The organism is Duganella sp. Leaf61, assembly GCF_001421905.1.
GTDB lineage: Bacteria > Pseudomonadota > Gammaproteobacteria > Burkholderiales > Burkholderiaceae_D > Rugamonas > Rugamonas zoogloeoides.
Genome location: NZ_LMLM01000016.1, coordinates 1 through 11,719, shown reverse-complemented (window position 1 = coordinate 11,719; position 11,719 = coordinate 1). Strand labels below are relative to the sequence as shown.

Below are 11,719 nucleotides of genomic sequence, written 5' to 3'. Positions count from 1 at the left end.
GGCGCCGGGTACGGCGCCTGAGCGCTGATTTCATGACTCCATCGCCAGCCATCGGCCGCAGCAGAGTCTTTGTCTGGAGTGATTTGAATTATTCAGGCCGGACTAAATAGTGGACACGTCCGTTTCAAGCAACCAGCGCCTGTTTTCTGAAATTCTCAGCGAACGACGTTGGCTATACGTAGCCTAGGCGTGAATGGCGCCGCTGGCGTTGGTAGAAAATCTCAATGTACTCCCTGAATGCCGCTTCCGCGTTGGCCCTTGTGCATACCCCTGATGATGAATCATTTCGTTCTTCAAGCTGCCCCAGAAGCTCTCCATCGGTGCGTTGTCGTAGCAGCTCCCCTGGCGCCTTAGGGGCCGTGCCGCGCTTGGCCGGGCTCACCCAGTTGGCCAACGTCCCTTTGGGCATCACGATGCGCTGCGCCGCTTCCTCTATCGTCAATCCCTGCGCCAGTATCGGTTTGACCGCCTGCCGCCCGGAACTCCGGTGGGTATGTTGGTGATTCATGTTTTCACTCCCTTTGACAAGTTTATCAAATGGAAGTGTCCATTATGTTAGAGTACCTCACTCATTCGCTGCCGTCCTTTCACAGATCAATGCTTAAACCATCGACTATATGATGACGCTCAGGCAGGTGCTGCTGAGGCCTGCTCAGGCACCTTGGTTGCCCCTTCGAGGATGCCGTCTTTGAATTGAAGAAGAATGCGGGCTGGTGCATCGTGCAGTGCCAGAAGGGCAGTGGTGTCCCCGATCATTCGCTCTGCCGCTGCGCCAGTGTTCCGAATCTTTGTCACAGTGTCACCCGCCTGCGTTTTCAGGGCTTCCCGCCGGCGTTCGAGAGTACTCCCGAGGTTGAAGTACGAATCAATGTCCCCGATTTCTCGAGCGATATTCCTGTCAAATTCAGCGGAGAGGTCGGTGTAATCTTGAATCGTCCGCCGAAGAGCACTGAGTCGTGCTTCCTTGAGCATGGGTTCACCCGGGAACAGCGAAAGCACATGCCACGCACAAATCCGGGTTCGGATGCACAACGCGAGGTCAGTCAATAAAGCTTCGTGCTTGCGGATCTTACGCGAGACGCCCCTTGCTAATTCTTCGGTTCCGATCTTGTCCTGTTGTATCCTCGTTGCAAGATCGCTCCGGATTTCCTTAAAGAGGTGCGTCTGGATCGTGAGCAGGTCGCGTTCGCAGCTTTCCAGTTCCACTCGGACGCTCAGTGGAATCTCTCCGTTCGTAAGTGTGGTTTGTGCCTGTTCGAGATAGGCATATGCGGCTTCGATCTGCGCCCTACGTTGATCGTTGAGAAAGCTCGATAGGCTATTGACTCCTTTGGCGATAATGTCGAGTTTCTTACTGATGTCAGCTAAGTGTTTCTGTGCCACGATGACTGACGCCACCTGCCATACGGCACCAGCATTGAGTACGTTCTGAAGTCGGTCCGGCTCGAATAGCCGCGCGTGTTCCGTGATCCCTTTGGGGCCCATGGCGATAGCCCGGAATCCGTTGCCATCAGCCGCACGGACGAGATCGCCATTGACAACGACCTCCATGAGTTGTCTGCTTCCTGCTTCGCTTGCGGCGAAGAGGGATGGAGCTGCCTGCAACGTACTCCCCAGCCGCCCGACTGTGGAATCAAGGAAGCCGTTCTTGCGGCCTACGTCGTAGGCTTCGAAATCCTGACTCGGACGGATCGTGATCGCAGCCCGGCCTGAGGTGTCCGCGACAACGATCCGAGTTCCCTCCGCGAGAAGTGCATCGCCATCGGCCTCGGATCCATGTCGTCCTGGCGACTTCTTCTTGTTGTTGGCTTTTTTCATATCATTAGTGGAAATTCGTGAGTTTTCTTGTGGAAACAATAGTTTAAAATTCTCACTCTATAAACGATGACTCAATCTGCCCCGAGCCCGACCTTCAACTTAGTCAAGCATGCTGAGCCCGCTATCGTTTGGAAAAATTTTAACATCGGAGCCACTCGTTCCGGAGAGGGTCAGTCTGGGGGGACGGCTCATCGCGAAGCAAATTTATTTTTATCTAAGGAAATTATGGCATATCGATACGATCCAGATCTCGAGTTTTTGGAGAAACTTGAGTCGAAAGACCTGAATGACCTCGTCTACAGCCTGACTCATGACAAAGACGGCTCAGTACGATTGACGGAAGAGCTGACAGGATCTCCACTGTATAAGCAGCATTATCCCGACCACCATCAGTACTGGGAGTTCATTGCCGCCGAAATTCAGTGCTTTGGCGCAAATACTCTCGTAACTATGTTCCGCGGAGGGAAGGGAGTGGAATACCGTGAAGTTCTGACGGACGTGTGCGACCAAATGAAGGTCAATTACAACAAGGATGCTTCTGTCGAGCGTATTGAGAACGGTCTTCTGCTGAAAGTGCTGAACGACGCACTCGAAAAGATGTCGCCCGATGAAATTCGGAAGCTCGCCGAGTCAGTTGGGGTCAAGAATTTTGCCCATCTTACTCCTGAAGGCATGCTTGGAGTTTTTCAGGCCGTGTTCCGGGCCGGAGGTTTCAAGTCTTACCAGCTGACGCTGATTGTCGTCAATGCCGTGCTGAAGGCAATGATTGGCCGCGGCCTCACTCTCGCTGGAAACGCGACCCTTACCCGAACAATAGGCATACTTACAGGTCCGATTGGCTGGGCAATTACCGGGGCGTGGACTGCAGTCGATATCGCAAGTGCAGCTTATCGTGTCACGATTCCGGCAGTGATTCAGGTAGCGGCCCTGCGCCAAAAGTACCTGTATGCCAAGCAGGCGGACGAGGTATCATTTAGCTGAAATGAAAACCTTTCTGCGATCGAAGCTGGGTGTTTCGGTCTGACGGGGTGACCGAAATCACTTGTCACGATACCCGAATGACCGATCACGACACCGGAACGATGTCGTAGCATGCCGAGAGGCGTTTAGTACATAGCAACCGAGAGGTAAGCTTCCAGATTTTTTCTGGCGATAGCTTGGACGCACCGAGGATCAATATGCGTAAGATAAAAGATGTACTGCGTCCGAAGCTCAACGCCGAGCTGTCGTACTCGCAGATCGCCGCTGCATTTGGCATGTCGAAGGCTGGCGTGACCAAGTACCTTGGCCTATCCGCAGCGGCGGGCTTCGATTAGGTGACGGTCTAGGGGCTTGAGGAAGTGGCGCTGGAAAGGCGCCTGCTCTTTGCGCCAGAACGGCCGCGAGAGCACGTGCAGCCCAACTACGGTTATCTGCGCTAGGAACTGCGCCCACAAGATTTTGTTGGCGCTCAGGGAAGCACAGTGCATACTAAAAAAAGTGACGCAAGGCAACTTCCTGCTGCCGCAGTGTGCCTGTCCATCATCCTGATTAACTGAATCATCCAAGCATACGTATAGCGCGGAGAAATTAATGCCCAGACCCTCAATTACCCGACGTCTTATGCGTCAACTCTCGTTCGCCGAAGCAAAGAAAATCAACGCCTATTATGGCCTCGCACCACGCAAAAGTCAGGAGCAACTGGCTGGCCAGGTCGTTCTCGAGGTCGGCACGGAACTTAATGTGCTGGTGTCAGATTTAGGACCATTTTCATTGTCCCAGTGGAACAAAATTGCTGAAGAACTTGGAGGATCGCCGCGTAATTCATACGCATCAGTGGCAAACGAAATTGCCGTCAGTCTGGACCCAGTGTATGACGCGTTCGATGGCAGCATTACCGTTTCGGATTTGCGTCGCTCAAAAAGTGATTGCCGCATTCTTTCCGCGAAATTGGGCATTCCCCGGGCCATGCTGGAGAACTTACTCGCCGCCAACTATGGAAATAAGCATCTTTCGACTTTTGTGACGGAATATCGTAAGTCAGCCATTGCGGCAACCAAACAAACGCGTCGCCAGGCGCCAATAAGTGTATCGTCAACCCGCGTCCAGGCCGCCTCGGTCGAGCCCATGTCGATTCCATGGATGGCCACCCAAGTGCAACACGCGGACGTCTTGAGAATTGCAGCAGGTTTTTATGATGTTGATTTCCTAGAAAATATACTGAAAAACTGTGTCGCACACACCGTCTGTCTCATGTTTAACGGACTTGGGGGGCAGCGTTTGCACGCCCAGCGAGCTGAGCTCGATGACTTGTGCAACAAGCTGACCCGGGCTGGTCGGGCGGTGACTGCGCGCCTGTCATTTGCGCCGGGTATGTTCCATTCAAAACTGTTTTTAATGACGGAGAATGGCAAAGTGACGGCGTTGCTCGGATCGGCGAATGCAACATCCTCCGCATTTTCGCGGAACGAAGAAATCCTCGTGTCGCTCGCTGACGCAGGCGCGCTGGATGGTTATTTCGACGCAGCGTGGCGGGACGCCCAATCTCTGCACAGTCTGGCGCCACCAGCAACTAGCCTGATCAGTTTCTTCAGGACGGGGGTTCTTTATTTCAAACCCACCGCAACGCTTGTAACAACCATTCATCCATTCCGCGACCTGCTGAAACGGATGACTAACGAAGAGCGGGCACTACTGGGCGGCGTCGCGTTGCCATTCTCTGAACAGGTTGCGGGTATCGGCCCCTTCAGTCTAAAGCATGCGCTTCAGGAAAACGCTGATGATGACGATTGGGACGGTTTGGACACCAGTACGGAATCGAAAGCAGTCGACAGTCAGTTAAGCATTAAGCGGTGGTCGGTCGAAACCTGCTTCGGCTATTGGGTGCCAAGCCGACTGGACCAACGCTGGCAGGAGGCGTTGAGTGATGCAGGCGCCGCCAAGCGGGAAAAAATTGAAAGCTTCGCGCAAGAGCTGCGGAAGATCGACAAGGAAACCCTGAACGGCAAGTACCAAAATTATCTGGACGAGGTCAGAAAGGTTCTCGAGGAGCGCATCACGCGATTTGCCGAACTCCGAAGCGTGCTGCAACGTGATCCCTTCGATATCGCCTTTTTCGAAAAGTTCGTCACGCGCATCATTGCTTATCTGGATGATCCCCGCCGAATAAAAAGGCTGGCCGAGCCATTCATTTCCGGGGCTATGCCAGAATTATGGGATGACGAAGATGCGTACCAAGATTTCCGAGCCAGCTTCTTTGACTACCTGGATCAGGTAGTGCGTAGCAAGCGTAGCAAGGCAAAAGTGGCGCAGGTGATCCTGAGAAGGCTAAACGTCGTCGAACCCGTCGGCAGCGAGGACGAATGGACTACGTTATTTGATGATGCTTTGGAGGTTGATCATTGGATGGAAGATGAATGGATCACCGGCTTCGGTATCCCTTAAAGTTCCGTGCGATCATATCCCTCGTCGTAGCTGGCCTTTATTTCGTGCTAAGGCTATCCTGAACGAGTTGATCGCCGATCTTTCGCGGTCATCGAGTCAACCTCAACTGGCACCGGAGTGAAGATCGAATGAGTAACACCATCCATCCGCAGGCACGCACCACGCCAGAGATTCGGCAAGAGATCAAAGACTCCGGGCGGTCCGACCGTGAGGCCGCCAAGGTCTTCAACATCACGCGTGCCACGGCAGCCAAATGGCTCAAGCGCGACGACGTGCAGGACCGTTCCCATCGCGCTCATACTCTGCATACGACCCTGAGCGCCGGCCAGGAAGCCATCGTGCTGTCGCTGCGCCAAACGCTGTACTTGCCGCTCGATGACCTGCTCTACATCACTCGGCAGTACATCAACGCCGACGTATCACGCTCAGGGCTGGCCCGGTTACTCAAGCGCGAAGGTATGGCTCGGCTGGAAGACGTTATTCCCACGGCCGAAGGCGAGAAGATCCAAGCCAAGAAGACCTTCAAGGACTATGAGCCAGGCTTTGTTCACATTGACATCAAGTACTTGCCGCAGATGCCCGATGAGACGTCCCGTCGCTATTTGTTTGTGGCCATCGATCGCGCCACGCGCTGGGTCTTCCTGAACATTTATCACGACATGAGCGACACCAGCAGCATCGATTTTCTGCGTCGGGTGAAGGAAGCTTCACCCATCAAAATCAGCAAGATCCTGACCGACAATGGCTCGCAGTTCACGGACCGATTCACCAGCAAAGACAAGCAACCCAGCGGCCGGCATGTCTTCGACAAAGTCTGTGCCGGCATGGGCATCGAGCACCGCCTGGCGCCGCCTCGTCATCCACAAACCAATGGCATGGTCGAGCGCTTCAATGGCCGTATCAGCGAACTTCTTCAGCAAACCCGCTTCGACAGCCAAGCCGACTTGGAGAAGACGCTGCACAACTACCTCAAGCTGTACAACCATCACATACCGCAGCGCGCTATCGGTTCAAAAACTCCGATCCAGGCGCTCAAAGAATGGCAACGGCAAAAGCCGGATCTTTTTGTAAAACGGGTTTATGAACAGACGGGACTGGACACGTACGAGCGTCGGTCAGCTCCGATGAATACCCGTTGCTGAGCTCTTATTTAATGCGTGGTCGTAACAGATTATAAACGTCAATCGATCTTAAAATATCCCGCTTTGCTTTGCCGTGACACTCAGATAGTATTTCTGACTGTTTAAGTGGCACGTCTTTCAGCATATAATCTATAAAATTTTTTGTGTCTTTAGGTTTTCTGTACTTTGCCCTTTGCTTATAGTCGGTTTCTATTTTGAGAAGCTTTCTTTTTGTTTCATAGCGGGTTCGCAAATCGAAGTCTGAAACCGACAGGTCTTTTGCATTAGGTATACTCGGAGAAATTGCTACCTTGCGGCCATGCAGTGTGCGTTCTATCGAAAAGAGGAAGTGTTCATCAAAACACTCAGCGAACGGATGGATGTGTGTGTCCAGTCCAAATTCCTTAGTTAATTTGTACGTTGAATTGCAGGTATGGCAGCAGGGTATAAGGTTAAACAAGGATATTGATAAATACGGAAATTCCGATTTTGAAAAAAAATGATCGAGATCCAAGAGCGCTTTCTCGGGATGCTCTTCGTCTCTAGTGCTGGTTATGCCCACTAATTCAACTGATTTATCACCGCAATACGGGCAGTACACCTCATTGAATGATAGATTCTGCAGGTATCGCAGGCAAAATGCGGATGACCTGAATTTTCGATAGTTGAAGATAGTCTCTGAAAGCAATATCCCGAAACCTGACTGCACTTTTTTTGCTCCATTTAGAGTGAAAAAAATTTCATCAGGAAATCTGTTTTTAATATCGTTCTTAATCAAATCAAGGTTTTCAGGAGGAGATACAATGATTTTTCTCAACAGATCAGCTGATCCTGCGAGAACCTCATCAAAAAAATCACGTTGGACTAAAGCGATGAACTGATCGCCGCCTGCATAGTCGCAAACATAATCTTCATCAAGATTATCTGCCAAGTCACGGTATTTTTGAACAGCTGAAATCAGCGATGTTGAAATGTAACTGCCATTTTTGGTTGGGTTAAGAGCGTCCCAATATAAATCTGCTTGATTTTTTAGATAGGAATCCGGGTTGGCCCTGCCTGCTGACCGGAGATGTTTGGTTATCTTAATCATTGGAGTTATTTTGCAGAGTAGTATTTTCGATCTTGAAGCGAAGAATTTCATCGCCAAGAATGGAAAGGTAATTTTCGACGTGTTTACGCTCAGCTTGGGTCATCGTGCTCTTTTCCGCCATCTTGGAAAGTTCGAACAGTTTGAGGTGCGAAAATAGTCCGCTCGTCAATTCACCCAGAAACAGCGGCCCCGCATATAAATCGTATATATTTGCCCCGAAGGTTTCAATTTTATCGTCGGCATCGGAAAAACCATTCATAATCTCCAGGTTTTGCCGGGGCAGATCTGAGACAAGTAGTGGAGAGTGAGAGGTAAGAACTAGCTGAACTCCGACATTTGATGAATTTGAAAGAACTGTCAAGAGTCTCTGCAGAAAATCGGCCTGCCACTTCGGATGTAGATACAGATCCCCTTCGTCAATGCAGAGCAAAACACTGGCTGTGGACAGGCCACTCAATGCCGAGGTGAGTTTTGAAAACAGATTTAGGTATGCTTTTTGTCCCGAACTCAAACCTACCCAGTCGAGCGACATAAAGCGTATAAAGCTCATGGTTCTGCTGAAGTCTTTCAGGAAATCGCGGCTGGTCTCGGTGTGACTGATGATGAAACTCTCTTGAGCACGATTCCGTATTCCATCTGCTTGGTGACTGATATCAAGGTCTTCAACGAGATCGGGAAGCTTCGTTAAAAATTCGAACTGAGCATTGAGCAACTGCCCGTCGCTATTTTTCGGGTGCGCAAAAAGGCTCCGTTCGCTACTTCGTAATAACTCTTCGCTCTCGGAAAGTTGCTGAAGGTGATCTAGTAGTGAGGTCAGCGTAGCGTCAGTGCTCAAACCGGAAGCCAACGCGATTTCCATCTGCTTTTCCATGCCACGGAAAATGCTTTTCGCTGGCTCTTTGGATCTCGTAGAGCCGAACAATTGTAAAATATCCATGAGATACAGAAATCGAACCATGGACACGAATCGGTTCTTAATCTGCTTGACCTGCATGTCGCCGGGTCTACGGCGGATTGAATTATAAAGTTTATCAAGATTATCAGACCATGCCCCTAAGCTCTTTATCCCAATTCGCGAGTTAAATGCATTGACTACTACTTGCGCGGCGTGAGGCTGGTTGAGTCCAAGTGATTCAATGTCACTAGTGTACAAAAAGTCGATCTGCTTTAAGAATGTAATGTCCCATCGGTTCTGTGGTCGATTTTTGAGAAAAATCTCTCCATTGACAGAAAGATCAACGACTTCGTTGTCGAAATCATTTCTCCTTTCATCGTAGACATTGGAGAAAAATATTACATTCAGAGGTTTAATGTTCCCGGAGTGCGGCTCAAAGTCGATGAACTTACCGACCGGAGGGGATTTTTCCTTAAACTGATAAAAACAGTTATATCGTTTGCTTTTGTCTGTCTGAGTGATAACGAGGAAATCGGAAAAGATCGAACTTTTTGCTCCTTTAACGGCATTGCAAATCAGCTCCAACGCATTGCTTTTTCCCGAACCATTTTTTCCGATAATAGCAATTACGTCCTCTATTCTGTGGGGAAAGAAACCTTTTGGTAGGTCCTGCTGAACTTCGTGTCGTACTTCGTTTAGCTCTTCATCATACGAAAACTTGACGCCGGACGAAAGATTCAAAGAGAAATTTTCGAGATTTTTATATTTGGCAATCCAAATATAGACTATTTTTGTTTCGGTGCTTGTGGGGAATAAGTTGTTTTGAGCGTAAAGCTCCCCCCAGCGCCGTCCGTCGATGAGATGTTTAATATCCTCGGTCGCTGTAGAGTCTTTGCGAAGCAGAATAAAACGATAAAGATTATTTTGAATAAGGCTTTTCTGGATGATGAGAATATCGCCTCCCTGTGCACGGTTGCGCAATGCTCCGAGCTGATCGGTAACTCTTGACTCAGGGCTTCTAGTTCCTCCCCAAGTCTGATATTGGTAACGTGTGCTTACTTTATCTAACAACGTCCCGTCGAGATACAGCTCAACATTGATTCGATATTCAATAGTGGGCGTACTTTCAGATGTGTTATCGGAAAGTGTCGGGAAGACGTGTCGCAGGGCGGCAGGAATAACGATACCGGCTTGGTGGCCAGGGGCATGTCCGGTGTCATTGTTTGCCAAGACTTTGAACACGGGAGCACTCCAAGATCGGAGACTTTTGAGAAGGTCAATTTTCATGAGCTGATTTTTAAATATTCACGTGCGTGGACCATCGCGGGGAAGAATAATTTTTCCTGCGTATAGAGGTATTAGCACGAGATAAAAATTAAATTTATTAAAATGAAAAGTTGATTAATTTTCGTTGAATTATTTAAGCTTAATTTCATCGTCAGCGTCGAGATTATTGCCGGATTTACCTTGATGATTACGGTTAAAATTCTTCATTGGCAACTGTTTAAAACTACAAAAATCTTTGCCGATAGCCGGATATATTCCGAATAGGAACCCAGCAAGGCATGCTCTCCCTGCGTAGGCCAACAATCTTGCTAGTTCAGCCGTTGTTCTCCTCCTCCAAGCGAAAGCGGCACGCTGGCATGGCGATAGGCGGTTGAGTGCCGGAAACAGACCTTGCTTGGCTTTCTGAACCGACACTCAACGGCGCCACGAGATTTAGCGACAGTCCGGCAGCGTTGATGAATTTTAAGATTGAAGATTGGTTGCATTTTCCAGATCACGGGGGGGGGCATGACATAGAGAAGGTATTCCTGAAATCTATTATACTTGCTGGATTTGCAAATCACCATAAGTCATAATATTCTGGATCCCTTGCCATACACTGACTGGCGACAACTTCCATGCTCAGGCCGGCAGACAGCGCCATCGTCGAAACGCACGGCGACCTCGACGCCATCTTTCCAATGCCGGCCTGCGCTGTGCGCCGGTCGCAATACTCCTACGCTTCGGCCCCCTGTCAAGCTTTACCACGCATATTTATCTTATTGCAAAGCACGCTTGTTTTTCTCACCAAACCCAGCACGGGGGGGGGAGGGTGGGGGGTAGAAAAAATTTGACCCGTTTTTCATAGGAGGGTTCGGCGGACACCGTCTCCGCTTTAAACAGCGAAGCAGAATCGCCGCGGCTTAACTTGCACTTCCATGTGCCCCAAATTTGCCCCAAGTTTTCGAGTGCAAGCCACCAGCCTGCACCCGAAAAGCAATTTGGGGCAAATTTGGGGCAATGGAAGAACTCATCAGCGCACCTCAGACAACCAAACTGTTCAACACCGAGCCAGCACTGAAGCTTGATGTGCCCGTCAGACCTGTAAATTTACTCCATTTCGAAACTTGCACTTCCCACCAAGATTACGTTATATATCAAAGGCTTACGCGATTTTTTGCGTAGGCCTTTTTTGTTTGGTATGAAAAAAGTATGAAAAACTTCATGGGATTTTCGTGGCTTTTAGTAGCCTCTGGTGGACAGAAAAATTTTTGACTTCGTCGCGATTTCACGACGTTCAAGACATGCCCCACGTTGCTGGCGGAAATCATGTGAGGGAATTGGCTACGGAAGTGAGCGGCGGTGACTGGCGGCAGACAAACCGCCTCCGAGCCGGCCATGGCGACTTGCGCGCGGGACGGCCGGCCAGTTGCCCAGTTACGTCTGACCGCGATTCATAATCCGGGTGAACAGTATTGCAGCAGTTACGATTGGCCATCGTGTGCTGCGCACCGCAACTGGTTGCGGTTAAGCTGCTCAGTCTGGTTTGATGCCTTTTCGGCGGCTGATCGCGATACGCTGCTGAACCCATGCATCGACTTCCTCCTTCACCTAGGCGCTTGCGCGCCCGGTAAGCTTGACGGGCGGAGGAAATGTGCCCAGCTTAATCGCACTATAAATGCTGGCCCTAGAGAGCCCGCAAATGCGCTTTACTGCCTCGAGTTTGATGAGGTTTGGCTCGGTGAGGCGTGGTTGAGTTCGCCGTTCTTTCGTTTGACTGTCCATGATGACCTCCTTGCCCTAGTTTCCCTGTCTGGTGCGCGCGCACTGGTGGACGCTGCTGACTTGGTGCCAGACCGATGCTGTACCTCGGCTGCGGTGGCATCCTGGCGTCTGCGGCCCCAAGATCGACGGTGCGGTACACGCCAGTATCGACATGGCACCCGTCAACCGGCGTGCCATGCTGGCGATGCCGCTCACTTGGCGGATCGCTGTCAGCAGCGGTTGTAAACTGATACAGAGGGGATGCGGACAAAATCTTGGACTATTTGGGAGTAGTCCATGTATTCATACGAAGAGCGCCTTCGGGCAGTAAAGCTTTATCTG

8 protein-coding genes and 1 pseudogene are annotated in these 11,719 nt (G+C 50.4%); 4 read left to right on the top strand and 5 right to left on the bottom strand.

Annotated elements, in window-relative coordinates; translation table 11 throughout:
* Positions 1-172: 172 nt before the first annotated feature.
* Together ASF04_RS26805 and ASF04_RS12895 are read right to left on the bottom strand one after the other, a co-directional pair.
* Positions 173-354: pseudogene (locus tag ASF04_RS26805) on the bottom strand (IS3 family transposase); the annotation flags it as partial.
* A 273-nt stretch (positions 355-627) separates the two neighbouring features.
* Positions 628-1,818: a hypothetical protein gene (locus ASF04_RS12895; RefSeq protein ID WP_056142156.1), complete on the bottom strand. Its 1,191-nt coding sequence runs from the start codon at positions 1,816-1,818 to the stop codon at positions 628-630.
* Between the two features lie 66 nt (positions 1,819-1,884).
* Here ASF04_RS12895 and ASF04_RS12890 point away from each other — a divergent pair, with 66 nt between their 5' ends.
* From ASF04_RS12890 to ASF04_RS12875, 4 genes are all read left to right on the top strand, one after another.
* Positions 1,885-2,799: a DUF3944 domain-containing protein gene (locus ASF04_RS12890; protein WP_229205044.1), complete on the top strand. Its 915-nt coding sequence runs from the start codon at positions 1,885-1,887 to the stop codon at positions 2,797-2,799.
* Between the two features lie 197 nt (positions 2,800-2,996).
* On the top strand, positions 2,997-3,134 hold the full coding sequence (locus tag ASF04_RS28750) for a hypothetical protein (RefSeq protein ID WP_156368631.1): 138 nt from the start codon (positions 2,997-2,999) through the stop codon (positions 3,132-3,134).
* Between the two features lie 286 nt (positions 3,135-3,420).
* Complete coding sequence (locus ASF04_RS12880) at positions 3,421-5,241, top strand: phospholipase D family protein (RefSeq protein ID WP_162241438.1); 1,821 nt, start codon at positions 3,421-3,423, stop codon at positions 5,239-5,241.
* A 128-nt stretch (positions 5,242-5,369) separates the two neighbouring features.
* Positions 5,370-6,383 carry an IS481 family transposase gene (locus tag ASF04_RS12875; protein ID WP_056142145.1) on the top strand — a complete coding sequence of 338 codons (1,014 nt, stop codon included), beginning with the start codon at positions 5,370-5,372 and terminating at the stop codon, positions 6,381-6,383.
* 4 nt (positions 6,384-6,387) lie between these two features.
* On the opposite strand, the gene ASF04_RS27495 is transcribed toward ASF04_RS12875, so the two are convergent.
* From ASF04_RS27495 to ASF04_RS26795, 3 genes are all read right to left on the bottom strand, one after another.
* Positions 6,388-7,452: a hypothetical protein gene (locus ASF04_RS27495; RefSeq protein WP_156368629.1), complete on the bottom strand. Its 1,065-nt coding sequence runs from the start codon at positions 7,450-7,452 to the stop codon at positions 6,388-6,390.
* On the bottom strand, positions 7,445-9,589 hold the full coding sequence (locus tag ASF04_RS26800; RefSeq protein ID WP_156368628.1) for an AAA family ATPase: 2,145 nt from the start codon (positions 9,587-9,589) through the stop codon (positions 7,445-7,447). The genes ASF04_RS27495 and ASF04_RS26800 overlap by 8 nt, the downstream gene beginning before the upstream one ends.
* Before the next feature lie 1,635 nt (positions 9,590-11,224).
* Entirely contained in the window at positions 11,225-11,398 is a 174-nt protein-coding gene (locus tag ASF04_RS26795) for an AlpA family phage regulatory protein (RefSeq protein WP_082488743.1), read from the bottom strand.
* Positions 11,399-11,719 lie beyond the last annotated feature (321 nt).